Source organism: Aureimonas sp. SK2 (genome assembly GCF_029813115.1).
Classification (GTDB): Bacteria; Pseudomonadota; Alphaproteobacteria; order Rhizobiales; family Rhizobiaceae; genus Aureimonas.
This window is the reverse complement of sequence record NZ_JAPZDS010000023.1, coordinates 16,966-41,428: the sequence shown is the minus strand read 5'-3', so window position 1 is coordinate 41,428 and position 24,463 is coordinate 16,966. Positions and strand designations below refer to the sequence as shown.

Sequence of the window (24,463 nt, the reverse complement as noted above, 5' to 3'; positions counted from 1 at the left end):
GAGAAGCTGATCCTGAAAGAGGCTGCATCGGGAAACTGGTAAGCCCCGCCCGGCGTCGCCGCTGCATCGAACACGTCATGAAGGAGCATGGCGTGAAGGAGCGGCTGGCGTGCCGGGTTCTGGGGCAGCATCGGTCGACACAGCGCAAGGTGCCGAAGGGGCGAGCCGACGATGCGGCGTTGACGGCCGACATCATCGAGCTGGCAACCCGCTGTGGTCGATATGGATACCGCCGGATCACGGCCCTGCTGCGGGATGCTGGATGGGGGTCAACGTAAAGCGCGTTGAGCGGATCTGGCGGCAGGAGGGTCTGAAGGTACCGGCCAGGCAACCCAAGCGCAGTCGGCTCTGGCTGAACGACGGCTCGTGCGTTCGGCTTCGGCCCGAGCGTTCCAACCATGTATGGTCCTACGACTTCGTGGAAGCGAGAACCCATGACGGCCGCAAGTTCCGCATGCTCAATGTGATCGACGAGTTCACGCGTGAGTGCCTGGCCATTCGCGTCGATCGGAAGCTAAGATCCTCGGACGTCATCGACGTCTTGTCGGATCTGTTCATCGTGCGCGGCGCGCCGGGCCACATCCGCTCCGACAACGGCCCCGAGTTCGTGGCCAAAGCGGTGCGTGAGTGGATCACGGCGGTCGGCGCCAGGACCGCGTTCATCGAGCCGGGCTCGCCTTGGGAGAACGGCTATTGCGAAAGCTTCAACTCGAAGCTTCGCGACGAACTGCTCAACGGCGAGATCTTCTACAGCCTCGCCGAGGCCCGCATCGTCATCGAAAGCTGGCGCCAGCACTACAACACCAAACGTCCACACTCGAGCCTGGGCTACCGTCCGCCAGCACCTGCCGCTGCGCCATGGCCGGCTGCGCTACCCCAACCCGCTTCGCCGGCCACATCAAACGTCGCCGACAAGCCCACCATGCATTAGATTTGATCCGGGCCACCTGATGGGGGCAGACCAGCCCAGGACACCGGCGGCGTCTTCACGAGATCGGTGTTATAGGCGATCCCGACGAGCGAATAGGTGGCGGGAACGCCGTAGCCGCCGCTTTTGGCCAGGAGCTCGGGATAGGCGTTGGCCAAGTTCGGCAGCGCCGCGTCGTCCCGCTTGGCGAGATAGCCCTCGGACATGCCGATCAGGTGCGGCGGCTCGTCGTTGGGCCCTGCATCGTAGGGCGAATAGCCCTGGGCGGCCTTGATCTGCGCGACGATGTCCTGGCTGTCGGAGGGCACCAGCCGGATCGCAAGCCCGGGATGGCGCGCCTCGATCTGGTCGGCCAGCCAGCGATGGGGCCCGGACAGGGCGCCCGGATAGGTGACGATCACCATCTCCCGCGCCTCCTGGGCCTGCGCGGTTCGCCCCGCGCCCAGCGCCACGAGACCGCCGCCGACCAAGTACTTTGCCTGACGCCTGTCGATATCCATGCATCGATCTCCTGTCCGATAAGTATAGAGGACCGTTCGCGGGCCGGGCTTCATCCCGACGGCACGTGGCGGAACGGACGCATCGCTTGCCGCCCGATCGAAGACCGGGACTGCGGATGGCCGATGGAAACGCGAAGGGAAGCGATCGACTCAAGAAGCCGATTCGGCATTCAGATCAGGAGTTTGATCCTTGGATCGCCGAAAGAAGGACGACGAACAGAAGCGATGACCGCAAATGCCAGCGAGCGCTGCGCCGCCGCTTGGACGCGCGACCGCGGGCCATGACATGGCGGCGGTTGGCGGTGGTCCCGAAAGGAGCGACGGCTTGGTCCATGATGGAATGCTTACACGGAGGCGTTGCGGACGCAACCGCTTCTTGACGCACATCTGCACGAACTTTCCTCAGCCCATGCTTCGGGAGCGATCAAACTGCACATTGATAAAGCCTACTGTGCAGGCCGGGTATTCGAACTCGTGAAATTCGTTCCGACCGCGATTGAGCCGGTGACGTCGGAAAACACGAGTTCGCGCTGTCTGGCTCGTTCACACATCCTCGCTCAAGGACCGAGCCTCAGCGCCGGAAGCGCCTCGTACCATTCGGCATGGAGGCCATCGTGGTTGGCCATGCCTGGTTTTGTCAGGCAGCCCTTCGGCGTGATGTAGCTGTCGATCCGGCGCTCCGGTCGTTCGTGCCACGTCAGGTTGAACGCCGCGAGTTTCGGGAAGAAGTAGAGGCTCGAGTACGGCAGGTAATCGTGAATCCACCAAGCAAGGGCGCGCCAGTCATCGCCCGCCTCGTAGCGATCGGCGAACCAGGGGACGACGATACAGGCGGTCGCCCCCATATGGCCGGCCTTATCGCGACGATCCCAGATGTGACCGGCGTAGTTGGCCTCGTTGACGGCGCATGACAGGCCGTTGCGATTACCGAACTCGTTGACGGCGGGAGAGCGATAGGCCGACCGGATCGCAAGGCGTCCGAAGGTCGCCTGAAGCGGCTCGAGAAGCTCCTTGCAGAGGCGCTTGCCGACTGTCACCGCAAGATCGGGGTCGTCGGGGATGTTCGGAATCCCATGAAAGTCGGCGATCTCGGAATGCAGAAAGTCGCGCATGAAGAAGTTCGGCGACAGACGAACCCGACCGAGGTCCTCCAGCGCCTTGACCGACCCCGGTTTTCTCATTGGCCCCTCCTCCGGCTCGCGACGTTCGTCCAATCCTTATCGTTTCGCGTCTGATCGGACCAACACTTACGAGGCGCTCTCGGATGTCGCGGCGATCAAGGCCGCCCTCGCGGCCCTCACGTGACGGCGCATGGTGAACTCGGCGGCGTCCGGATCGCGCTCGGCCAGCGCCTCCATGATCCGTCCGTGCTCTTTCCAGGCGGCGAAGCCGCGGCCCTTCACCGACCGATGTCGAGCGCGGCAGAGCTTGAGTCGCGGGTAGAACTGGTCGCAGAGGAGATCGGTCAGCATCGGATTGCCGCAGCCGCGGGCGACCCGCACATGGAAGTCGGTGTCGAAGTCCTGCTGCAGGTAGGGACCAGCTGGATCGGCCTCGAGGGCTCGTCCGTGCATGGCCACGATCTCCTGCAGTTCCGTGATCGCGCGATCGCTCATGGTGGTGGCGGCCAGCCGGCACGCCATGGCTTCCAGCGCCTCGCGCACGTCGAGAATGGCCAGGAACTCGTCGAGGCTGGGCGATACGACGCGCGCACCTTGATTGGGCACATGCGTCACGATCCCACGCTCCTGAAGACGGCGGATCGCCTCTCGCACGGGTGCGCGGCTCACCTGGAGCTGCTCGGCGAGTGCCGGTTCGCTCAGCTTCGCGCCGGGGGCGAGTTCGCCCTGCAGGATGGCCTGACTGAGTTTCTCATAGATGGAGGCGGACTGATTGAAACGCATGCGCCCTCGTAAGAAATGAGACACTTAAACCATCTTGTCGACAATCTATGCAGAAAAATTGAATCCAGGGTTGCATAATGGTCAATTGAGGAAGATTGTGTCGACACTTCATTAGGCTATCGTTTGGGAGGACGGTTCGCAATGAGATATGCCCGCTGGTTCACCGCCGCTGTGGTCCTGTGTTCGGGACCGGCAATCGCCCAGGATTTCCAGCCTCGTAATCCCGAATGCATCGCCCCGGCGGCGCCCGGCGGCGGCTTTGACCTGACCTGCCGCCTGACCTCGCAGAAACTCAACGATCTCGGCATCGTGGAGCCGACGATCCGCACCACCAACATGCCGGGCGGCATCGGCGCCGTCGCCTACAACATGATCCAGGCCCAGCGGCGAAACGACCCCAACGTGATCGTCGCCGTCTCGACGGGCTCGTGGGTGAACCTCGCGCAGGGCAAGTTCGGGCGCTTCTCCGAGAACGACGTCCGCTGGCTCGGCGCCGTGGGCGCCGACTACGGGGTCCTCGCCGTGCGCAAGGACAGCCGCTTCAAGACGATGGAGGACTTCGTCGCGGCCCTGAAGGAGAACGTCTCCTCCGTCGCGATCGGCGCCGGCGGCACCGTCGGCAGCCAGGACTGGATGAAGCCCGCGCTCGTCGCCAAGGCCGCCGGCGTCGATCCCAAGGGGATGCGCTACCTGTCCTACGAGGGCGGCGGCGAAGCTCTGGCGGCCCTCCTCGGCGGCACGATCGAGGCGCTGCCCGGCGACGCGTCGGAGATGCTCGGCCAACTGGAGGCCGGCGAGATCCGGGTGCTCGCCACCTTCTCGGCCGAGCGGCTGCCGGGCGCCTATGCGGACGTCCCCACTGCCAAGGAGGCCGGCTACGACGTCGAATGGCCGATCGTGCGCGGCTTCTACGCGCCTCCCGGCATCAAGGATGCGGAATACACCTACTGGACGGACGCTCTCGCGAAGCTGAACGCCAACCCCGAATGGCAGAAGGCGCGCACCGAGCAGGGCCTCTTTGAATACGACCTCGTGGGGCCCGAGTTCGACGCTTTTGCCAAGAAGCGCACGCAGGATTTTCGTGCGCTCGCCGCCGAGGTCGGCCTGCCGACCAGCGGGAAGTGATTTGATGGCCGCGAGCGCGATCTTCGACCGCATCAGCGGTTTGGCGGTTCTTCTGCTGGGCATCGGAGCGGTCTGGCATGGCTTAAGTCTCGAGGTCGCCTTCGCGGCCGATCCGGTGGGACCAAAGGCTTTTCCGATCATCGCCGGCCTCATCCTCGTGGTCTGCGGGGCATCGATCGCCCTTGGCCCCACTGCGATGGCTTGGGAGGTCGGGGACTATGGGCGGATCCTTCTGGTGGCCCTCTCCTCGCTGGCCTACCCCTTCATCCTGCCCCCCTTGGGCTTCGTCCCGGCGACCGCGGTTCTGGGGTTTCTGTGCGCACTGGCGTTCAAGGGACGGCCCATTCCCGCGCTCGTGGGCTCGGTGGCCATGGCAGTGGTGATCTTCGTGCTGATCGACCTCGGGCTCGGCCTCGGCCTGCCTCGCGGTCCCTTGGGACTGTAGAGCCATGGATGCCCTCGCTTCACTCGCCTACGGCTTCTCCGTCGCGCTGACGCCCTTCAACCTTCTGCTGGCGCTTCTTGGCGCGGCGCTCGGCACCGCCGTCGGCGCGCTGCCCGGCATCGGGCCGATCAACTCGATCGTTCTTCTCCTACCGCTGTGCTTTGCCTTAGGCCTGCCGCCGGAGAGCGCGCTCATCCTTCTGGCCGGCATCTACTACGGCTCCGGCTACGGCGGTCGCATCTCGTCGATCCTTTTGAACATTCCGGGCGATCCTGGCCTCGTGATGACCACGCTGGACGGATTCCCGCTGGCGCAGAAGGGCCGCGGGGCGGCGGCGCTCGCCATCAGCGGCATCGGCAGCTTCGTCGGCGGCACGCTCACCGTCGTGCTCCTGACCTTCCTCGCCGTGCCGCTCGCCCGGATCGCCGTCACCTTCGGCCCGGCGGAATACGTCGCGCTGATGACCCTGTCCTTCACGATGCTCGCCACGATCGGCGAGGCGCGGCCGGCCAAGACCTGGGCGGCGGTTGCCCTCGGCCTGCTGCTCGCTATGGTCGGCATCGACGGCGGCTCGGGGATCGAGCGCTTCACCTTCGGCTCGCTGGAGCTTCTGGGCGGCATCGACTTCGCGACGCTGACGATCGGTCTCTTCGCGGTGAGCGAGATTCTGGTGGTGGCCGAAGGTCTGCGCTCCGGCACCGTGACGAACTATGGGGGCGGCGAGCGCTTGAAGTGGTCGGAGATCCGCTACTGCACGCCCGCCATGCTGCGCGCGACCGGTGTCGGCTTCTTCCTCGGCATCCTGCCGGCCACCGGCGCGGCCGTCTCCTCCGCACTGGCCTACACGGTGGAGAAGCGCGTCTCGGACAAGGGCACCTTCGGCAAGGGCGACATGCGCGGGCTCGCCTCGCCGGAAACCGCCGACAATGCCGCGCAGACCGCTTCCATGGTCCCGATGCTCGCGCTCGGCATCCCGGGATCGGGCACCACCGCCGTCCTCCTCGGCGCGCTGATGATGTATTCCGTGACGCCGGGCCCGCTCCTGTTCACGCAACGGCCTGAGATCGCCTGGGGGCTGATCGCGTCGATGTACATCGGCAACATCATGCTCCTGGTCCTGAACTTGCCGCTGGTCGGTCTCTTCGCCCGGCTGCTGCTCGTTCCCTACTGGATCCTCTTCCCCGGCATCCTCGGCTTGAGCTTCGCCGGCGTCTATGCCGCCACCAACTCGCCCTTTGAGCTGGTGCTCACCGTGCTCCTCGGCATCCTCGCCTATGTCATGCGCAAGGTCGGCTTCCCGCTGATCCCGCTTCTCATCGCCTTCGTGCTGGCGCGGCTCTTCGAGGACAACCTGCGCCGGGCCATGTCGCTGTCGGACGGCAACCCGACCATCCTCTTCCAGTCGCCGATCGCCGTCGTCATCTGGCTCGTCGCGCTTGCCGTCCTGCTGATTCCGCTGATCGCGCCCCGCCTGCGCAAGCGCGTCGCCCAAATGGCCGACAGCGAGACCTGACGCCCAAGGACCTGACTTCATGACCTATCTCGTCGCCGCCCATCTTCCCCGGCAATCCGCCGGCTCCCGGTTCCGCGCGCTCATCGAGCGCCCGCAGATCCTTGGGATTCCCGGCGCGCACAACGGGCTCGCCGCGATCCAGGCGCGCGATGCCGGGTTCGAGGCGCTGTACCTGTCGGGCGCGGCGGTCAGCGCCTCGATGGGTCTGCCCGATCTCGGCATTCTCACCGTCGAGGACATGAGCTTCTTCATCCGTCAGATCGCGCGAGCGTCCGGCCTGCCGTTGCTGGCGGACGGCGATACCGGCTACGGCGAAGCGCTGAACGTCATGCACATGGTCCGCTCCTTCGAGGATGCGGGCGCCGGCGCGGTGCAGATTGAGGACCAACTCCTGCCGAAGAAATGCGGCCACCTCAACGACAAGCAGCTCGCCGCGCCGTCAGACATGGCCGCGAAGGTCAACGCCGCTAAACGCGCCTCGCGCGATCTGGTCGTCATCGCACGCACCGACGCGGCGGCGAGCGAGGGGATCGAGGGAGCGGTCGCGCGAGCGAAGCTCTATCTTGAGGCCGGCGCCGACGCGATCTTCCCGGAGGCGCTGACCTCGGTCGAGATGTTCCGCGAGGTCGCAAGCCGTCTGCCCGGCGTGAAGCTTCTGGCTAACATGACCGAGTTCGGCCGCACTCCGCCGCTGACGGCGCAGGAGTTTCAGGATTTCGGCTACGCCATGGTGATCTGGCCAGTCACTTCGCTGCGGGTGGCCGCAAAGGCGCAGAGCGAACTCTATGCGCGCCTGGCGTCCGAGGGAACGGCGACCTCACTCCTCGATCGCATGCAGACCCGCGCCGAACTTTACGAGACCATTCGCTACTTCGACTACGAGGCGCTGGACCGGAGCATCGTAGCGACCGTTCTTCCGAGCTAAGACCCCCCGCCCGGCACATCCTCGTCTTCAGGGAGGACCCATCCACATGCGCGTTATACTCGCTTCGCTCACCCTTTCGGCAGCCGTTGGGCTCGGCATGCCAATGGCTCAAGCCGAACAGACGGCAGCCCGGTCCACCGCCACGATCCCGGCCGATCTGAACTATCTCCTATCCACCCCCCCCGGCTACGAGACCTCCAATGAGGCCTTTCCGCTCATCGTCTGGCTGCACGGGGGCGATCAGGGCGGCAGCGATGTCGAGAAGGTACGATCGAGCGGACTTCCGGCGATGATCGAGGGCGGACGCGAAGTGCCCTACCTCGTCTTCTCGCCGCAGAACCCGAATGAGGAACTGCTCTATCCCATCGAGAAGGTGAAGGCGGCGCTTGACGAGGTCGTCGCCAACCTCCGCGTCGATCGATCCCGCATCGTCGTGATGGGATACAGCCGCGGCGCCTTCGCGGCTTGGGCCATGGCGGAGCAGTATCCCGAAACCTTCGCCGCCGTGGTGCCGATCGCGGGCGGCGGCAATCGCCACTATCTGAACCGCACGGGCGAGAAGGCAGCCTTCTGGGTCTTTCACGGGACCGATGACAAGGTCATCCCGCTGTCGGACTCGGTCGTGCTCTACGAGCGTCTGAAGGCGCTGAAGCGCGACGCGCGCCTGACCGTCTTCGAGAACACCAGCCATGAGGCAGTCGAGGCGGCGGCGCTGAATGACTCCGCACTTTGGGACTGGCTGGCCGAACAGCGGTTGGAAGCCGCACCAGCTGAGCCCGCGCAGTAGGTCGCGCCGATCGGCGTGCCCCTAACGATCAGGGCACCTGACGATCTCATCGCCGGTGTGCAGAATGACGGCGTCGCTTCTAGAAACTGGGAGGAACAGGATGCGTCGAACTCTGGTAGCCGCGAGCCTGATTGTTTTGTCGGGCGCAGCGGGGGCGCAGGAAGCGCCGGTCGTGAACGCTGGAACACCGGCTCCCGACTGCACGGCCCGCGTCAATTACGACCGAAACGCCGATCTCCCCGGCTATCGGGACGCCGCCGGCCTCTGCCAGCCCTTCATGCCGCTGAACCAGCTCGTGCCGGAGGGCTATGCCGGCGACTTCTACACGGCCGAGTTCACCGACGCCAAGATCCGCGAGCGCTGGCTTGGGTGCAAGGCGGACGAGGCCTGCGCGGCGGCGGCCCGCAAGGGCGCCAAGGGGTTTGCTCGCGTCGAGACGCGAGAGACCGGCACAGTCGGCACTAGGGGCAAGATCGATCCAGAGGGCACGGTCGATCTGTCAGATATCCGCCGCCCGGCCGACTTCGGCAAGGCACCCTACGGCGAGCCGATCGCGGACGCCGATGACAAGACTTTCGTGGTCGAGTTCACCGCGCCGCGCGATGCTTATGAGCGCGTTCACCTCAAGACGGACGGCGAGATCAAGCTGCGCGGCTGGTATATCCGAGGTGACGGCATCGCGTCCGACGACGGCCAGCGGGAACGCGCGCTGGTCGTGATGAACAACGGGGGCGGCAACGAGATCACCGCGCTCGACAATCCGAACTCGGTGCCCGTCGCGCACGACGAGGCGAGCGGCAAGTACGTGCTGAACGAGACGCCGGACGGCTTGTCGGAAGAGCCTGGCATGCGCCACTGGCGCGGCTTCGCCCACGCCTTCCATGAAGCAGGCTTCGACGTCCTCGTGACCGACCGGCGCGGCAACGGAATTTCGGGCGGCCAGAACGGCTTCAATACCGCCGAACAGGCCAACGACATGGTCCGCGAGTTCGAGCAGTTGGCGTCCGGCGAAGGCATGCGGGCGTTGGGGCCGGACGGCAAGGCCCTCGAAGGTGCGCGGGCGGCCTCCACCGTGATGGACGGCGCCGACATCGTGGCGATGCCGATCGTCCTGATGGGCTATTCACGCGGCTCCTACGCTGTCGCCTATGCCATGCAGAAGAATTTCGTTGAGACCTGCGACCGCGACGTCCCCGATGGTGCCTGCGGCCCGGCGCTCGGGCGCGCCAACATTAAGGGCGCGATCCTCTACGGTCCGAACGCCGGCGGTCTCGGGACGCGCGTCAAGGGCCACGACGTGATTGAGGCGGCGCTGCGCGAGGAGTTCTCGACGACGTACTATCCCGATGGCGAGGTCGCGGCTGGCGTCGTCCGCTGGCCGGCGCTGCAGATCGTCAAGGGCACTTGGGATTACGTAGAGGGGCTGGAGGGCAGCCTCGTCGCCCTGAACCGCGCGAAGGGCTTGAAGGACATCTTCGTCTTCCACGGCCCCCATCAGCTTGCGACGCAATCCCCGGAGAACATGAACCTTGCCGGCGAACGTATGGCGTGGTTCGCACTTGCCGCAGCGAAGGGCGACACCCGGATGGACGACGCAGCCGAGCCCGCCGACCTCCGCGCGCTCGTCCTCTCCGCTCCGCCACATTGGGATACAACCACTCAACCCAAGGCGGAGCAGTAGCCCAAGGCTCGGGACCTAGCCATCCCGCTACTTCAGTTGGAAGGCCGCCAAGGCGAACGCAATGAGGCTGCGGATGTGGACGGCGACGCTTTCCCGCGTGGCCTCGGCGTCCGTGGCCTGAATTGCCTCGATGATCCTGAGGTGCTCCGAGGAGTCCGGGATCAGTCGCTCCTTTAGCTGGTCGATCTCAAAGAGCCGTGTCGCAGCCCGCAGGTCGCGGAGCACGCGCGCCATGACCGCGTTGCCGCAATGATCGATGATCATCCCGTGCAGATGGTCGTCCGAGAACCAGTGCTGATCGGTGTGGTACGTCTTGGCGTCGAGGAGTTCCAGAATCTCGAGGCGCACGGCGAGAAGCGTGCGGCGGGGAATATTGTCGAGCGCAAGCACCGCCGCCTCGGGCTCGATCAGGAGTCGCAGTCGGAGGCTCTGAAGATATTCGCCGAGGTCGACGCGACGCACGACATAGTTGCGCCCCTCACCCTTGTGGACGAGCCCCTCGCCCTCCAGCCTCTGAAGCGCCTCGCGCATCGGCGTTCGCGACACGCCGAGCGTCGCGGCAAGCTTGGCCTCGACGATCACGTCGCCGCCGCGCAGGCGACGGCTGCGGATCATTTCGGCGACCGAGCGGTAGGCGAGATTGGCAAGGTTCGGGCTGCGATCGGCGGCCGCGGTCGGCGCAGCCTCTTCGTTTGAAATCATGACTGCCTCGCCCTCGCCCGCACTCGCCCCTCGCCTATACACGACTGGTATGCCACTCCTTCGCCGTGCGGAAGCAAACAGTCGAGCTCCAGATGGCGAAGCCCCCGGCCCCGGCGGAACCCACCAATCTCTCTGAAAAGGCCTACCGGCAAATCCTGTCGGACATTCTCGACGCGCGCCTGGCGGCCGGGACTCCCATCCAGGAACGGCGTATCGCCGAGGAGATCGGCGTCTCGCGCTCGCCCTTGCGCGACGCCCTCGGCCGGTTGGCCGGCGAGGGCTTGCTGGTGCGCAGCAACACCGGCATCCTGGCGGTTCGCGCCCTCAGCCTTCAGGACTATCTGCAGACCCTGGAGATGCGCGCGCTCGTCGAGCCAGCCGCCGCGTCGCTCGCGGCCACGGCCGTTGCGGCCGCCGACGTCGCCCGGCTCGAGGCCGAGATGGCGCGGCTGGAGACGACAGACGACCTCCAGGAGATCGACCTCCTCCTGTTTGACGACGATCTCCACGCGCTGATCGCGACCCAATGCGGCAACCCGTTCATGACGCGGTACCTCCAGGATATGCGCCGCTACACCACGCTCTACGAACGCCAGACGAAATGGCGGGCGACGCTGCACGTCGACAACGGTGAGCACCGGGAGATCCTGACCGCGCTGTCGCTTCGCGCGCCCGACCAGGCGGCGGACGCGATGCGGCGACACCTGTCCGGCATCCGCCGACGCGTTCTCGAACGCTTCTGACGACTTCGAAGAATCCATCTTGCAAGCCTCCGGCATTCATCGCATAATATTGGTATACCACTAGCATGCGCACTTCCTCCCGATCTTGCCAAGAGGTTTCACCATGCCCATCCGGTTTTCCCTGACGATCGCGCTCGGCGCCCTCCTCCTTGCCACGACGGCCCAGGCACAGGACTGCAAGCCCGTCGTCGCCGACAGCGAACTCATTCAACCGGGCAAGCTGGTCATGTCGACGAACCCGACCTTGCCGCCGCTGCAGTTCGTAGATGCGTCGGGCGAGCTGAAGGGCATGCGCGTCGAGCTCGGCAGGGAGATCGCCAAGCGGCTGTGCCTTGAGCCCGAATACATCCGCATCGAGTTCTCGGCGATGGTGCCCGGGCTTCAGTCGGGCCGCTGGGACCTCATCAACACCGGCATCTTCTACACGCCCGAGCGTGCGGCGATGATGCAGATGATCCCCTACGAGAACCAGGCGATCAGCATCTCGACGGCCAATAATTCCGGCATCGAGGTCAAGTCGCTCGACGATCTCGCCGGCCACTCGATCGGCGTCGAGATCGGCGGCTTCGAGGAGAAGCAGGCCAAGGCGATCGACGCGCAGCTGCGCGAGAAGGGCCTCGAGGGCGCGACGGTGCGGACCTTCGACAATTTCGCCCTCGCCTATCAGGCGCTGCGCGCCGGCCAGGTCGACGCGATGGTTTCGATCGACGGCGTGGCCGAGGAATACGCCAAGCGCGGCCAGTTCCACCGCGCGCTGCACGGGATCGGCCCGACGCCGGTGGCCCTCGCCATGAAGAGCCGCCCGCTGGCGGACGCGGTGGCGAAGGTGCTCGCGGACATGAAGGCCGACGGCTCCTTCGACAAGCTGTTTGCCGAGTACGGCGTCGAGCCGGTGTCCGGCGAGCTCGCCGTGAAGGGTCCGGCGGGCTGACCGCCAGTCTTTCCACCCCGCCTCGGCGACGATCCGGCGAAGGACCGCACGCATGCTGAACTGGAACTGGTCGGGCTTCTTCGGCTACCTCGTGAACCCGTTCATCCTCCAGGGCGTCTTCACGACGCTCTGGCTGACGGTCGTCGCCATCCTCGCCGGCCTCGTGCTCGGCTTCGGCCTCGCCCTGATGCGGCGCTCGTCGTCGCGCATCCTCTCGGGCTTGGCGGGCGCCTATGTCTGGCTGTTCCGCGGAACGCCACTACTCGTCCAGCTCATCGTCATCTACACCGCCCTGCCCGAACTCGGCATCCGCTTCAACGTCTGGCAGGCCGCGCTGATTGGCCTGTCGCTCAACGAGGCGGCCTATCTCGCCGAGATCATCCGCGCCGGCATCGAGGCGGTGCCGAAGGGCCAGGTGCGGGCCGCGCGCGCGCTCGGCATGCGCGAGCCGCAGATCATGCGCTCGATCGTGCTTCCGCAGGCGCTGAAGATCATCGTGCCGCCGCTCGGCAACTCGGTGAACGGCCTCCTCAAGACCACCTCTGTCACCTCGGTGATCTCGATGGAGGAACTCCTGCGCCGCACGCAGGTCCTCATCCAGGAGCGCTTCGAGGTGCTCGAACTCTTCACCGTCGCGGCGATCTACTACCTTCTCCTGACCACGCTCTGGGACCTTGTTCAGCGCCGGATCGAGCGGCGCTTCGGACGCTCCGACCAGCCGCTTGCCGCGAGCGAGCAGCGCTGACCCCGCCTTTCAACGGATCCATCGCCATGCAGAAGACCTTTCGCGGTGTCTACACCGTCATGATCACGCCGTTCGACAAGGCCGGACGGCTTGACGTCGAAACGCTCAAAGCCTTCACCGACTGGCAGGTCCGGGAAGGCATCCACGGCCTGATCCCGCTCGGCTCCACCGGCGAGTTCCTGTCCCTGTCCGAGGAGGAGCGCGTCGAGGTCGCGAGGACCGTGATCGAGACGGCCGCCGGCCGGGTCCCCGTCCTGATCGGCACGGGCGCCGAGGACACGCGCGAGGCCGTCCGCCTTACGCGACAGGCCGAGGACCTCGGGGCCGACGGGGTGATGATCATTCCGCCCTTCTACTCGACGCCGACCGACGACGAGCTCGTCCACCACTACCGCACGATCGCCGCAGCGACCAAGCTCCCGATCATGGTCTACAACAATCCGGCGACAGCCAACGTGGACCTTAAGCCCGATCTCGTCGCGCGGATCGCCGAGATCGGGGGCTGCGACTACATCAAGGAGTCGACGCTTGAGGTGACGCGCGTGCGCGATATCATCCGCAAGGCCGGCTCCAACATGACGGTCTTCGGCGGCATCCTGGGCTTTGAGTCCTTCGTGGAAGGGGCGGAAGGCTGGGTCGCCGTGGCGTCCAACGTCGCCCCACGGCAGATGGCGCGCATCTTCGAGCTGGTGAAGGACGAGAACCGCGTTCCCGAGGCGCACAGGCTCTATCTCGAATGGCTGCCGCTGATCGAGGCGGTCGGCGGGCATCTCTATGTCGGCGGGACGAAGGCGCTCCTCGGCCACATGGGCTTTGCGGTCGGCGAACCGCGCCCGCCCCGCCTGCCGCTGCCGGCGGCCGACGACGCCCGCATGAAGGCGCTGGTCGACCACTTCGGCCTCACCCGGGCACTCGCCGCCTGACATGCCGATGGCGCCCGCCCCCAGCTCCCGCGTCGGCGCGACGGCGACCATCCGGTTCGATGGCCGCGCTCTCCCGGCCGTGCCGGGCGAGAGCCTTGCCGCGACGCTGATCGCGGCGGACCTGAAGGCGCAGTCCATCGGCAAGGACGGACGCCCGCGCGGCCACTACTGCGGCATGGGCGTCTGCCACGAGTGTCTCGTGGTGGTGAACGGACGCGCGGGGCAGCGCGCCTGTCTCACCAAGTCGGAGGACGGCCAGGACGTGCGGAGCCATCCCGCGCGGATCGACCTCCTCGATCCTTACCTTGCCGATCTCGCCGGACTGCCGATGCAGATCGCCGAACAGAGCGTCGACGTCCTGGTCGTGGGCGCCGGGCCGGCGGGCCTTGCGGCCGCGGAGGCCGCGGCACGGCACGGGGCGAGCGTGACGGTGCTCGACGAGCGTCCCGGCCCCGGCGGGCAGTTCTACAAGCAGCGCCAGGGCATGGCGGCGCGCGACGGGCAGATGCAGGAGGGCGCGACGCTGATCGAGCGGGTGCGCGGCCTCGGCGTCGCCATCCGCAACGAGACGCTGGTCTGGGGCGCCGAGCGGGACAAGGACGGCCAACTCGTTCTCGGAACCGTCAGCCGGGGCGAGGCGGCCCGCTGGCGCCCGCGCGTGCTCGTGGTCGCCACCGGCGCCTTCGAGACGCCGCTTGCGCTTCCCGGCTGGACCTTGCCGGGCGTGATGACCACCGGCGGGGCGCAGACGCTGATCCGCTCCTACGGCGTGTCCGCGGGGCAGCGCGTCCTCGTGGCCGGCAACGGTCCTCTCAACCTGCAGGTGGCCCTGGAGCTTGCCGCCGCGGGGTCGACGGTCGCCGCGGTTCTCGACCGGGCCCCGGCCCCGCACACGCGGCCGCGCGAGGCGGGTCGTCTTGTCATCAGCCACCCGGCGCTCGCGCTTGCCGGCATGCGGCAGATGGCCCGGCTGCGCGCGTCGAGCATCCCCCTCTCCTGGTCCTCGCAACTCGTGCGGGTCGAGGGCGACGGGCGGGTCGAGGCCGCCGTCTACGCGACCCCCGAGGGCGAGCGGCGCGCCGCGGTCGACGCCGTGGTCGTCGGCAGCGGCTTTGCCTCCGCCAACGAACTCGCGCGGCTCCTCGGCTGCGCCCACCGCGATCGCGGCGGCCGGCTGGAGGTCGAGCGTGACGAGACCGGCCGCACGTCCCAGCCCGACGTCTTCGTGATCGGCGAGGCCGGCCGCTTCGCCGGCGCCCATGTGGCGCTGGCGCAGGGTCGGCTCGCGGGCCGCGCCGCATCGCGCGAGCTCGGCTCCCGCACGGCGACCGAGGCGGACGAGGAGCGGGCCGACCGCCGGCGCCTCGCCCGGCACGAGACCTTCCAGGCTGCGCTCTGGACCCTTTTCGACGCGTCGGACGCTCCGCCGCCATCCGCGGACACGCTGGCCTGCCGATGCGAGGCGGTGAGCTTTGCGGCCGTCTCGCAGGCGCTGGCAGAGGGGCCCCATGGCGACACCGCCAGCCTCAAGCGCATGACCCGCGCCGGCATGGGCCGCTGCCAGGGCCGCTATTGCGGCCCGGTCCTCGCGCGGGCCGCCGCGCGCGATCCCAAGGCCCGCGAGGTCGTGCCCAAGCTCGCCGCGCAGATGCCGCTCCGGCCGATCCCCCTCGCCGCGCTCGCGCTGGAGAAGCCGGAATGGGGCGGCCATCGCCGCGCGCTCCTGCCCGACCGGGCGGCTCCGGACGCCGAACCGCTGCCGCCGCTTTCCGTCGGAACGCTGGTGATCGGCGCCGGGATCGCCGGACTGTCCACCGCGCTGTTCCTCGCCCGCGCGGGCGAGGACGTCGCCGTGGTCGAACGCGGCGTTCCCAATTCCGGCGCCTCGGGCGGTAATGCCGGGAGCCTGCATGCGCAGCTCCTCTCCTTCGACTACGGCGCGCGCGCAGAAGCCGGCGGCGGGCCGGCTGCGCGCACCCTCCCGCTGCAGCGGGACTCGATCGACCTGTGGCGCCAGCTGGAGCGAGAGCTGGCGTCGGACTTCGAAATCAAGGTCACCGGCGGCCTGATGGTCGCCGAGACCGAGGAGCATCTACGCTTCCTGGAAGCCAAGACTGCGGTCGAGCGCTCGCAAGGGATCGCCTGCGACCTGATCGATGCGGCGGAGCTCCGCCGCCGCGAGCCCGCGCTGTCGGAGCACTTCCTCGGCGCCGCGTTCTGCCCGCAGGAGGGCAAGATCAATCCGCTCGTGGCCACCGAAGGCGTCCTATCGGCGGCCCTTTCGGCCGGCGCACGCCTCCATACGAACGCCGAGATCCGGGCGATCCGGCGCGAGGGCGACGCCTATGCCGTCGATACCTCGCGCGGCCCGATCCGGGCGCGCCGGGTCGTGAACGCGGCAGGCGCCTTCGCCTCGCGCATCGGAGCCATGCTCGGGCTTGACGTGCCGGTCTTCGGCGCCCCGCTGCAGATGGTAGTGACCGAAGCCGTCGCACCGCTCGTATCCTGCCTCGTCGCCCATGCCGGCCGCCACCTGACGCTGAAGCAGGCGGCGAACGGCAACATCATCATCGGCGGTGGCTGGACCGCCGGGCTCGATCCGGTGCACCAGCATCCGCGCCCGCTCTTCGACAGCCTGGAGGGCAACCTCTGGGTGGCGCAGCACGTCGTGCCGGCGCTTCGCAAGGCGCATGTCATCCGGAGCTGGGCGGCGATGAACATCAACATCGACGGCGCGCCGATCCTCGGCGAGCACCCCGACGCCCCCGGCTTCTTCAACGCCGTCACCTCCAACGGCTACACCCTCGGGCCGCTCGTTGGCCGCATCACCGCCGATCTCGTGGCCGGAAGGCCCGCGACGCACGACATCGGCCCCTTCTCCGTCACGCGCTTCGCGAAAGGCCGCCCATGATCGAGATCCAAGGCGTCAACAAGTTCTACGGGAAGTTCCAGGTCCTCAAGAACTGCAGCACCCATGTCGCCAAGGGGGAGGTGGTCGTCGTCTGCGGCCCGTCGGGGTCGGGCAAGTCGACCCTCATCAAGTGCGTCAACGGGCTCGAAGGCTTCGACGAGGGCTCGATCCGGGTCCAGGGCATCGAGGTCGGCGACCCGAAGACCGACCTGCCGAACCTGCGCACGCGAATCGGCATGGTGTTCCAGAACTTCGAGCTTTTCCCGCACCTGTCGATCATCGAGAACCTGACGATCGCGCAGGAGATGGTCCTCCAGCGCACGCCCGACGTTGCGAAGGCCAAGGGAATGGCGCTGCTCGACCGGGTGGGGCTCGCCGACCACGCGGCCAAGTATCCCGGCCAGTTGTCGGGCGGCCAGCAGCAGCGCGTGGCGATCGCGCGTGCCTTAGCGATGGACCCGATGGCTATGCTCTTCGACGAGCCGACCTCCGCGCTCGACCCCGAGATGATCGCCGAAGTCCTCGACGTCATGGTCGGCCTCGCCCGCGAGGGCATGACCATGATGTGCGTGACCCACGAGATGGGCTTTGCCCGAAACGTCGCGACGCGGGTCGTCTTCATCGACCAGGGCGAGATCGTCGAGGACCGACCGACCGAGGCGTTCTTCTCCGACGTCACCAATCCGAGGACGCAGACCTTCCTCGGCAAGATCCTGCGACATTGAGGGCGACCGTGATGCTGGACCTCGTCATTCGCGGCGGCACGATCGCCACGGCCTCCGACGTCTTTACGGCCGACATCGGCATCCGCAACGGACGCATCGTCCAGATCGGCGAAGCGCTGCCGCCGGGCGCCGAGGAGATCGACGCCACCGGCCGCTACGTCCTGCCCGGCGGCATCGACAGCCACGTCCACCTGTCCCAGCCGTCGGGTGAGGGCATCGTGATGGCCGACGATTTCGAGAGCGGTACGCGCTCGGCGCTCTTCGGCGGCAACACGACCGTCCTGCCTTTCTGCCTGCCGGCCAGGGGGCAGCCGCTGCGGGAAGCACTGACCGCGTATCACGCCCTCGCCGAAGGGGAGTGCTATACGGATTTCTCGTTCCACCTGATCCTTCCCGAGATCAACGCCGCCATACTGGGCCAGGACCTGCCGGCATTGGTCGCCGACGGCTACACCTCGTTCAAGGTCTTCATGACCTACGAGGGCCTTCGCCTGAACGATGCCGAGATCATCCGGACGCTCGATGTCGCCCGTCGGACCGGAGCGATTGTCATGGTCCACTGCGAGAACGAGGACGCGATCCGCTACCTCATCGGGCGGGCCGAAGAGGCGGGCGAAATTGCGCCGCGCTTCCATGCATTGACGCGGCCGATCGTGGTGGAGCGCGAGGCGACGCATCGCGCCCTTTCGCTTGCCGAAGTTGTCGACACCAGGATCGTCATCGTCCACGTCTCCAACGGTCCGGCGATCGACGAGATCCGTGCGGCACGGGCCCGCGGCGTCAACGTCTTCGGCGAGACCTGCCCGCAATACCTGATGCTCACCGCCGCCGACCTCGACGGCATGGATTGGGAGGGGGCGAAGTTCGTGTGCTCGCCGCCGCCGCGCGATGCGGCCAGCCAGGAGGCCTGCTGGCGCGGCTTGGAGACCGGCGTTTTCGACCTGTTCTCCTCCGATCACTGCCCGTTCCGCTACGACGACCCCGCCGGCAAGCTGCATCCGGGAAGCCGCCGAGGCTTCCGCCATATCCCGAACGGCATTCCGGGCGTCGAGACGCGCCTGCCGATCCTGTTCTCCGAAGGGGTGATGAAGGGGCGGATCGACCTGCCCCGCTTCGTGGCGCTGACGGCAACGAACCACGCCGAGGTCTATGGGCTGGAGCGAAAAGGGCGCATCGCGGTCGGCATGGACGCCGACATCGCGATCTGGGACCCGGAGGAGCGTCGCGCCATCCGCCACGCCGATCTTCACGACGGCGCCGACTACAGCCCCTACGAGGGGCTTGAGATCTGGGGCTGGCCGACCACGGTCGTTCTCGGCGGTCGGACGATGATCGAGGACGGTGCGCTGGTCGGGCAAAAGGGGGCCGGACGCTACCGGTCGCGCAGTTCCATCCAGGCCCCGCTCGAACGCGGTCTGAGAACCGCCCTTTAAGGAGACCTTCATGAGCAATCTCACTGTCGAGATCGACGGCCATTCGTTTGCCGCGCGCTTCGAAAGCGAGACGGCGCCCAAGACCGTGGCCGCCTTTCGCAGCCTCCTGCCCTATTCCGAACGGGTGATCCACGTCCGCTGGTCGGGAGAAGCCTGCTGGATTCCCCTCGGCGACACGGACTTCGGCCTCGGCTACGAGAACGCGACCAGCCACCCCCATCCCGGCCAGATGATCCTCTATCCCGGTGGCGTCTCGGAAACCGAGATCCTCATCGCCTACGGCCCGGTCGCCTTCGCCTCCAAGGCCGGACCGCTGGCGGGCAACCATTTCCTGACGATCACCGACAAGCTGGACACGCTGGCCGAACTCGGCCGCGGCACCTTGTGGACGGGTGCAAAGTCGATCCGCTTCCGGCTGGACTGAGCGGCGAAGGGAGTTAGCGGCGGTCCGGGCATTCGAGCGGACGGCCGTCGGATTTGATCCACCGTCCCATAGGGAGCCGCATTCCATGATGACCTCGGCAGCCGCAGCCCCCGGCCATGGCGACCTTTCCCCGGAAGAGCTCGACCTTCTGATGCGGCTCGTCGTGGCTGCGAAGGATGAGACGACCTTTGCAGGCCTCGTCGCGGAGGCGATGGAGGCCGTGGGTTGCGAGGTCGAGCCTCTCGCCTACGATCCGCGGGCCGTCCCGCTGATCGAAGAGTTCGCCTCCGGCGTCGATCTCGTCTCCAGCGAGCAGACATGCCTGATCGGCAGAATCGTGCCCTCGGTCTCGACGGTCGATGCCAAAAGTCTCCTTCTCTTCGCCCATCCCGACGTGGAGCCCTGTCAGGCGGATCACGGCTGGAACCAGGATCCGCACACGCCGCGGATCGAGAACGGTCGCCTGATCGGATGGGGCGTAGCCGACGACATCGCCGGGATCATGATCATGGTGGCTTCGCTCGCGCGGCTGCGGGCCCGCGGCTGGGCTCCGCCGGCACCGGTCACCCTCGTATCGGCGCCCTCGAAGCGGCATCGCCGGGGAATTGCCGCAGCGCTCGCCAGCGGGCTCGTGGCGGATGCGGCGATCTACCTGCATCCGGCGGAATCAGGCGCCGGTCTCGACGAGATCAAGGCCTTTGCGCCGGGGCAGATCGAGTTCGCGGTGGAGATCGAGGGAGTTCCCCCGCAAACCGACGAGCCTTCGCACGCAGCCTTCGCCCATCTGGCCCGTCACCCGCTGGATGCGATGCGAGCCGTCCTAAACGCGCTGGCGGCCCTCGACCGCGTGCGAGGCGAAAGCGTCCGACACCCCCTCCTGCAGGACGCGGTCGGCCGCTCCACCAACCTCCTCGTGACGCGGATCGAGGCCGGAGAAACAGGCGCCTCGGCGCGCGTCCCAGCCTCCTGCCGGATCCAGGCGGTGATGTCGCTGGTGCCGGGCGAGACCCTGGCGGACGCGAAGGCACTCGTGGACGATGCCGTATCAGGCGCCTTGCACGAACTGGAATGGCCTCTGGCTGAGAAGCCCGTGGTGGAATGGCTCTCCGGGGTATCGGCCGCCGAAACGGACGTCGAGGGGCCGCTCTACCGACTGGTCCGGGGGACGCTGCAGGATGCCGGAGCGAACCCGAAGGTGAACCCGCTCCATACGTCGAGCGACATCCGCAACCCTCTCGTCCAGCGCTCCATGCCAACCGTCGGTTACGGTCCGGCATGCGGCAATCTGACAATGGCGAAGGGGATCGGCGAATGGGTCGACCTTCGAGACCTGTCGCGTACAATCGATGTGACGGCCACGATCATCGGATCATGGTGCAAGCCTCCAATGCCAGCATCGCGATGACATTGCTTGGCGAAGCGTCGCTGGACCAGCGTGCAGAAGCTTCGCTGGAGCGTCATTCGGGCTAAACGCCAAAACCCGTACGGTTTCGAAACGCGTGTGCTCCAACGCTACTCAGCGTCCAGCCCCACCTCATCTGGTTATAACGTCGGAAGCGGTTGCCGTCACGGATCACCTGCCGCTTCCGCCCGTCTTGCGACGCTCCTCGCCTACCCGCCAGTCATCGGCGCGCGGCTTGCGGGGTTCGTTCTTCAGCAGGTGCGGCTCCAGCACCGCCTAGGTGTTCAGTCCCGGCATCTGATGGATCGGATTGACGATGAACCGGTCTGGCTCTGAGGTCCAGATCCGGGCGATGTATTCGTAGGGCGTCAGACCACCGAGCGTCTTGAGCCGGCGGCCGAAGTTGTAGGCTGCCATGAAGTCGGCGAGGTGCGTTCGAAGCTGATCGTGGCTCTCGTAGTGGAAGCGTTCGACGGTGGCTTCCTTGATCGTGCGGTTCATCCGCTCGACCTGACCGTTCGTCCAGGGGTGGTTCGGCTTGGTGAGGCGGTGCTCGATGCCGTTGGCCTCGCAGATCATGTCGAAGCGCATCTGCCGGGACCAGGCGGTGTTACGGTTGCGCGGCTGCTCGGCGAACTGGATGCCGTTCTCCGGGAAATCGATTCACTGGATCGATTTCTGATCCTCCGAACTCGGTCAGGATCGTGTGGATCCGATAGGGCACAGCTTGCAGCAGGTGTTCCAAGAACTCCCAGGCCGTCCGTCTGTCAGCTTTGTCGACGAGCTGGGTGACCGCGAACTTACTGGTGCGGTCGATCGCGACGAACAGGTAGAGCTTGCCTTCGCCAGTCTGCACTTCGGCAATGTCCAGGTGAAAGAAGCCAATCGGGTAGCGCTTGAAGCGCTGCCGCTTTGGCTTGTCACCTTCCAAATCCGGCAATCTGGATATGCCATGCCGCTGGAGGCACCGGTGCAGCGCTGACCGGGTCAGATGCGGGATCGTCGGCTGTAGCGCGTAGAGGCAGTCATCCAACGGCAGCAGCGTATGCCGGCGAAATGCGACGACCATCGCCTCTTCGGCCTCGCTCAAGGTCGTCGAACGCGGCTCTTTCGGACCGGTCTTCCTGTCCTCAAGGGTCTGACGTTTGCGCCACTTGGCTACCGTCTTCGGATTGATGCCGAACTCTCGGCTCAGCGCCGCGAGGAAAACAAGCGATCGCTGTATTGCTGCTCGGATGGCGTGCGTGGTCGTGGCGCTGCCGTGACGAACCTGTCCCATAAAGCCTCCTTCCATTCTACGGAAAGGATCGCGCCATCAAACCCTGGGATCAAACAGCTAGACCTCTTCCGACAGCCAGCACAGATCGCGTATGATCGCACTTTCATCCAAACGACCAATGGCGGATGGACACAGTCAATCTTGGCCATACCTTGGATAGTTCCCTGACTAGAAATGATCGTCGATCATCTCGCAATCTCAACGACATACGTGTTCGCAGTTTTGTTCTGGCCGGCGCGCCACTTCCGTGCAGATCTGCGAACACCGAACGCGCCCTCCGACGCATCTTTGATGCGCGCATGGGCGAATACAGGTCGGCCCCTGAAATCGATCGAGGGGGCACCGAACTCGCAGACGGGGGCCGCTGGTTCCCAGAGGCTGTTATGAACCTTGGACAGGCGTTGGGTCGGATGAGGGAAGTCATCCGACACTTTGGGCTGGCCGCACGGGATCGCCGGAGGGCGTCGCCGGCCTTGCCGATAGCGGTGCTATCTCCGGCAGCCGCTGCTGCCGTGGCTGCGCCCGGCTCCTATCCGGCGATCCCGTGCGGCCAGCACAACACCTGTCCAAGGTTCATAACAACCTATAGCCTACGACCACGTCTCCGCAGCCGACCAGCCCGACGCGATCGGGCACTGCTCGAACCCATTGCCGTCGTGCATCTCCTCAATCCGAGGCGTCCGACTGTCCGCTCCTCGCCATTCTTGCTCAGGGAGCGGACAGTCGCCTTCCCACCCAGTCGCGCCGATCAGCGTAGGCGAAGCGGACCCGAGGAAGCGATGGATTGAGCGGTTGTCCCGGTTCACGCTCGTCGGCCGTGCCCTCCGTCAACTGCCGGCGTTGACGGCCTCGAGAATGACGTCCGCCGTTTCCTGCGGATGCGACATGTAGACCATGTGGCTCGACTTGATCTCCTTCACCTTCGTCGAGGTGCGGGCATACATCCAGCGCAGAAAGTCGGGCGGGAGAACCTTGTCCTCCGTCGTCACGATGCCGAACGACGGCTTGTCGTGCCATGCGGCTTTCTCGAAGCGCATCCGGAACGTGTCCACCCTCATCGGCTTTGCCGACGCCGCCATGAAGTCGGTGACGTCGACGGGAAGGTCGGCGCCGATCATGTCGTGATAGCTCGAGCGGTTGGGAACGAACCTCTCGTCGTCGAGCATCGTCGAATCGATGCCCATCGGAAAGCGGCTGCTGATTTCGACCAAGCTTTCGCCCCTGTCGGGTTGGAGGGCCGCGACGTACACCAGGGCCTTCACGTTTGGCGCGACTCCGGCCTCGGTGATGACGGCGCCGCCGTAGCTGTGGCCGACCAGAACGGTCGGGCCGCCCGACGAGGAGACGGCCAGCTTCACCGCCGCGATGTCGTCCTGAAGGCTGGTATGGGGCAACTGAACGATGGTGACCGTCAGTCCCCTGGATCGCAGGATTTCGAAGACATCCTTCCATCCCGAGCCATCCGTCGTGCCGCCATGCACCAGCACGACATGGCTCGCCGGTGACGAGGCGGATGCGACGACCTTGTTCGGCGCTCCGGCGTCAGTGGGTTCCATGGCGTAGGCAGGTGCTGTGACCGACAGCGCCAGCAGGGCGGCAGCCATGGTTCTCTTCATGAGCATCGTATGTCCTTTCAAGGATGTGGGAGCGTCAAGCGTGGCTCCCTCCGCGTCCTGAAGTCCGGCGCGAGATCAGACCGCCGCGACCCCGCCATCGACGAAGAGCTCGTGGCCCGCGACGAAGCTGCTCTCGCTCGACGCGAGGTACAGCACGGCAGCCGCGACCTCCTCGAGGTGCCCGAGGCGCCCGAGCGGAACCCCACTCACCACTGCCTCTTCCGTCCCCGGGGCGGCGTCGAAGTATCCGCGCATCAGCCGGGTCTCGGTCGCGCCGGGAGAGACGACGTTCACGCGGATGCCGCGGTCCTTCAGGTCGATGGTCCAGCTTCGCGCGAAGGACCGGACCGCCGCCTTGCTGGCATTGTAGAGCGACTGTCCGGGATAGGCCTTCGATCCCGCGATCGAACCGTTGAGGACGATGACGCCTCCTTGCGACATCAGAGGCAGCGCCTTCTGCACGGTGAAGAGCAGGCCCTTCACGTTGAGGCCGAAGGTCGAGTCGAAGTGCGCTTCCTCGATCGCCTCGAGCGGGACGGGCTGGTGCATGCCCGCGTTGGCGAAGACGACGTCGACCCTGCCATGGTCACGCCCGACGCGCTCGTAGAGCGACGCGAGGTCGGCGACATTCGTAACGTCCCCCCGCACGCCGACGGCACCGTGACCGATGTGGTCGACCGCCTCGTCAAGGAGCTCCTGTCGCCGTCCGGTGATGTAGACCCGAGCCCCTTCCTCCGCAAAGCGCCGCGCGGACGCCAACCCGATGCCGTCGCTTCCGCCTGTGACCACCACGACCTTGTCGTCGAACCGCTTTGTCATCA

General features: G+C 66.5%; 21 protein-coding genes and 2 pseudogenes. 16 read left to right on the top strand and 7 right to left on the bottom strand.

The annotated features are described in order from the left end of the window. A pseudogene (locus O5O54_RS20345) lies at positions 1-931 on the top strand (IS3 family transposase); the annotation flags it as partial. On the opposite strand, the gene O5O54_RS20340 reads toward O5O54_RS20345, so the two are convergent. From O5O54_RS20340 to O5O54_RS20330, 3 genes are all read right to left on the bottom strand, one after another. Next, positions 928-1,428: an extracellular solute-binding protein gene (locus tag O5O54_RS20340; RefSeq protein ID WP_279483684.1), complete on the bottom strand. Its 501-nt coding sequence runs from the start codon at positions 1,426-1,428 to the stop codon at positions 928-930. The pseudogene O5O54_RS20345 and the gene O5O54_RS20340 sit on opposite strands and share 4 nt — an antisense overlap. Before the next feature lie 557 nt (positions 1,429-1,985). After that, positions 1,986-2,609 (bottom strand): hypothetical protein, encoded by a 624-nt coding sequence (locus O5O54_RS20335; protein ID WP_279483683.1) that lies wholly within the window; start codon positions 2,607-2,609, stop codon positions 1,986-1,988. Positions 2,610-2,675: 66 nt separating this feature from the next. Beyond that, on the bottom strand, positions 2,676-3,332 hold the full coding sequence (locus O5O54_RS20330; protein WP_182422241.1) for a GntR family transcriptional regulator: 657 nt from the start codon (positions 3,330-3,332) through the stop codon (positions 2,676-2,678). 141 nt (positions 3,333-3,473) lie between these two features. Between O5O54_RS20330 and O5O54_RS20325 the strand changes: the two genes are divergently transcribed. The 6 genes from O5O54_RS20325 (at position 3,474) to O5O54_RS20300 (ending at position 9,808) form a co-directional block, all read left to right on the top strand. Next, on the top strand, positions 3,474-4,457 hold the full coding sequence (locus O5O54_RS20325) for a tripartite tricarboxylate transporter substrate binding protein (protein ID WP_279483682.1): 984 nt from the start codon (positions 3,474-3,476) through the stop codon (positions 4,455-4,457). Positions 4,458-4,461: 4 nt separating this feature from the next. Then, positions 4,462-4,902: a tripartite tricarboxylate transporter TctB family protein gene (locus O5O54_RS20320; RefSeq protein ID WP_279483681.1), complete on the top strand. Its 441-nt coding sequence runs from the start codon at positions 4,462-4,464 to the stop codon at positions 4,900-4,902. A gap of 4 nt (positions 4,903-4,906) precedes the next feature. Continuing rightward, positions 4,907-6,415 carry a tripartite tricarboxylate transporter permease gene (locus tag O5O54_RS20315; RefSeq protein ID WP_279483680.1) on the top strand — a complete coding sequence of 503 codons (1,509 nt, stop codon included), beginning with the start codon at positions 4,907-4,909 and terminating at the stop codon, positions 6,413-6,415. A 19-nt stretch (positions 6,416-6,434) separates the two neighbouring features. Further along, positions 6,435-7,340, top strand: coding sequence for a methylisocitrate lyase (gene prpB / locus O5O54_RS20310; protein ID WP_279483679.1), 906 nt, complete (start codon positions 6,435-6,437; stop codon positions 7,338-7,340). Between the two features lie 46 nt (positions 7,341-7,386). After that, a complete protein-coding gene (locus O5O54_RS20305; protein WP_279483678.1) occupies positions 7,387-8,127 on the top strand; it encodes a prolyl oligopeptidase family serine peptidase in 741 nt (246 codons plus the stop codon). Between the two features lie 172 nt (positions 8,128-8,299). Beyond that, the gene (locus O5O54_RS20300) at positions 8,300-9,808 is read left to right on the top strand and encodes a hypothetical protein (protein ID WP_279483677.1); all 1,509 of its coding nucleotides are present in this window, start codon (positions 8,300-8,302) and stop codon (positions 9,806-9,808) included. 27 nt (positions 9,809-9,835) lie between these two features. On the opposite strand, the gene O5O54_RS20295 is transcribed toward O5O54_RS20300, so the two are convergent. Further along, complete coding sequence (locus O5O54_RS20295) at positions 9,836-10,510, bottom strand: GntR family transcriptional regulator (protein WP_279483676.1); 675 nt, start codon at positions 10,508-10,510, stop codon at positions 9,836-9,838. Between the two features lie 92 nt (positions 10,511-10,602). Here O5O54_RS20295 and O5O54_RS20290 point away from each other — a divergent pair, with 92 nt between their 5' ends. The 9 genes from O5O54_RS20290 to O5O54_RS20250 all read left to right on the top strand — a co-directional run bounded on the left by O5O54_RS20290 (position 10,603) and on the right by O5O54_RS20250 (position 20,750). Further along, on the top strand, positions 10,603-11,253 hold the full coding sequence (locus O5O54_RS20290) for a GntR family transcriptional regulator (protein ID WP_279483675.1): 651 nt from the start codon (positions 10,603-10,605) through the stop codon (positions 11,251-11,253). Positions 11,254-11,356: 103 nt separating this feature from the next. Next, entirely contained in the window at positions 11,357-12,184 is an 828-nt protein-coding gene (locus O5O54_RS20285; RefSeq protein WP_279483674.1) for an ABC transporter substrate-binding protein, read from the top strand. A gap of 52 nt (positions 12,185-12,236) precedes the next feature. Beyond that, positions 12,237-12,929: an amino acid ABC transporter permease gene (locus tag O5O54_RS20280; protein ID WP_055887092.1), complete on the top strand. Its 693-nt coding sequence runs from the start codon at positions 12,237-12,239 to the stop codon at positions 12,927-12,929. Positions 12,930-12,955: 26 nt separating this feature from the next. Continuing rightward, positions 12,956-13,852: a 4-hydroxy-tetrahydrodipicolinate synthase gene (dapA, locus tag O5O54_RS20275; RefSeq protein WP_279483673.1), complete on the top strand. Its 897-nt coding sequence runs from the start codon at positions 12,956-12,958 to the stop codon at positions 13,850-13,852. A gap of 1 nt (position 13,853) precedes the next feature. Next, positions 13,854-16,763 (top strand): FAD-dependent oxidoreductase, encoded by a 2,910-nt coding sequence (locus O5O54_RS20270; protein ID WP_407061741.1) that lies wholly within the window; start codon positions 13,854-13,856, stop codon positions 16,761-16,763. Then, complete coding sequence (locus O5O54_RS20265) at positions 16,760-17,488, top strand: amino acid ABC transporter ATP-binding protein (protein WP_279483671.1); 729 nt, start codon at positions 16,760-16,762, stop codon at positions 17,486-17,488. The genes O5O54_RS20270 and O5O54_RS20265 overlap by 4 nt, the downstream gene beginning before the upstream one ends. 11 nt (positions 17,489-17,499) lie before the next feature. Next, a complete protein-coding gene (gene hydA / locus O5O54_RS20260) occupies positions 17,500-18,921 on the top strand; it encodes a dihydropyrimidinase (RefSeq protein ID WP_279483670.1) in 1,422 nt (473 codons plus the stop codon). Positions 18,922-18,931: 10 nt separating this feature from the next. After that, on the top strand, positions 18,932-19,345 hold the full coding sequence (locus tag O5O54_RS20255; RefSeq protein WP_279483669.1) for a DUF3830 family protein: 414 nt from the start codon (positions 18,932-18,934) through the stop codon (positions 19,343-19,345). An 85-nt stretch (positions 19,346-19,430) separates the two neighbouring features. Further along, complete coding sequence (locus O5O54_RS20250; protein WP_279483668.1) at positions 19,431-20,750, top strand: M20 family metallopeptidase; 1,320 nt, start codon at positions 19,431-19,433, stop codon at positions 20,748-20,750. A 273-nt stretch (positions 20,751-21,023) separates the two neighbouring features. Here the strand turns inward: O5O54_RS20250 and O5O54_RS20245 are convergent. The 3 genes and pseudogenes from O5O54_RS20245 to O5O54_RS20235 form a co-directional block, all read right to left on the bottom strand. After that, positions 21,024-22,026 (bottom strand): annotated as a pseudogene (locus tag O5O54_RS20245) (IS481 family transposase). Positions 22,027-22,853: 827 nt separating this feature from the next. Next, entirely contained in the window at positions 22,854-23,648 is a 795-nt protein-coding gene (locus tag O5O54_RS20240) for an alpha/beta hydrolase (protein WP_279483667.1), read from the bottom strand. Positions 23,649-23,717: 69 nt separating this feature from the next. Further along, on the bottom strand, positions 23,718-24,461 hold the full coding sequence (locus O5O54_RS20235) for a glucose 1-dehydrogenase (protein WP_279483666.1): 744 nt from the start codon (positions 24,459-24,461) through the stop codon (positions 23,718-23,720). Positions 24,462-24,463 lie beyond the last annotated feature (2 nt).

Excerpts from the sequence above, each read along its gene's own strand:
- O5O54_RS20340 (WP_279483684.1), bottom strand. The coding sequence starts at position 1,428 with ATGGATATCGACAGGCGTCAGGCAAAGTACTTGGTCGGCGGCGGTCTC.
- O5O54_RS20335 (WP_279483683.1), bottom strand. The coding sequence starts at position 2,609 with ATGAGAAAACCGGGGTCGGTCAAGGCGCTGGAGGACCTCGGTCGGGTT.
- O5O54_RS20330 (WP_182422241.1), bottom strand. The coding sequence starts at position 3,332 with ATGCGTTTCAATCAGTCCGCCTCCATCTATGAGAAACTCAGTCAGGCC.
- O5O54_RS20325 (WP_279483682.1), top strand. The coding sequence starts at position 3,474 with ATGAGATATGCCCGCTGGTTCACCGCCGCTGTGGTCCTGTGTTCGGGA.
- O5O54_RS20320 (WP_279483681.1), top strand. The coding sequence starts at position 4,462 with ATGGCCGCGAGCGCGATCTTCGACCGCATCAGCGGTTTGGCGGTTCTT.
- O5O54_RS20315 (WP_279483680.1), top strand. The coding sequence starts at position 4,907 with ATGGATGCCCTCGCTTCACTCGCCTACGGCTTCTCCGTCGCGCTGACG.
- prpB (WP_279483679.1), top strand. The coding sequence starts at position 6,435 with ATGACCTATCTCGTCGCCGCCCATCTTCCCCGGCAATCCGCCGGCTCC.
- O5O54_RS20305 (WP_279483678.1), top strand. The coding sequence starts at position 7,387 with ATGCGCGTTATACTCGCTTCGCTCACCCTTTCGGCAGCCGTTGGGCTC.
- O5O54_RS20295 (WP_279483676.1), bottom strand. The coding sequence starts at position 10,510 with ATGATTTCAAACGAAGAGGCTGCGCCGACCGCGGCCGCCGATCGCAGC.
- O5O54_RS20290 (WP_279483675.1), top strand. The coding sequence starts at position 10,603 with ATGGCGAAGCCCCCGGCCCCGGCGGAACCCACCAATCTCTCTGAAAAG.
- O5O54_RS20285 (WP_279483674.1), top strand. The coding sequence starts at position 11,357 with ATGCCCATCCGGTTTTCCCTGACGATCGCGCTCGGCGCCCTCCTCCTT.
- O5O54_RS20280 (WP_055887092.1), top strand. The coding sequence starts at position 12,237 with ATGCTGAACTGGAACTGGTCGGGCTTCTTCGGCTACCTCGTGAACCCG.
- dapA (WP_279483673.1), top strand. The coding sequence starts at position 12,956 with ATGCAGAAGACCTTTCGCGGTGTCTACACCGTCATGATCACGCCGTTC.
- O5O54_RS20270 (WP_407061741.1), top strand. The coding sequence starts at position 13,854 with ATGCCGATGGCGCCCGCCCCCAGCTCCCGCGTCGGCGCGACGGCGACC.
- O5O54_RS20265 (WP_279483671.1), top strand. The coding sequence starts at position 16,760 with ATGATCGAGATCCAAGGCGTCAACAAGTTCTACGGGAAGTTCCAGGTC.
- hydA (WP_279483670.1), top strand. The coding sequence starts at position 17,500 with ATGCTGGACCTCGTCATTCGCGGCGGCACGATCGCCACGGCCTCCGAC.
- O5O54_RS20255 (WP_279483669.1), top strand. The coding sequence starts at position 18,932 with ATGAGCAATCTCACTGTCGAGATCGACGGCCATTCGTTTGCCGCGCGC.
- O5O54_RS20250 (WP_279483668.1), top strand. The coding sequence starts at position 19,431 with ATGATGACCTCGGCAGCCGCAGCCCCCGGCCATGGCGACCTTTCCCCG.
- O5O54_RS20240 (WP_279483667.1), bottom strand. The coding sequence starts at position 23,648 with ATGCTCATGAAGAGAACCATGGCTGCCGCCCTGCTGGCGCTGTCGGTC.
- O5O54_RS20235 (WP_279483666.1), bottom strand. The coding sequence starts at position 24,461 with ATGACAAAGCGGTTCGACGACAAGGTCGTGGTGGTCACAGGCGGAAGC.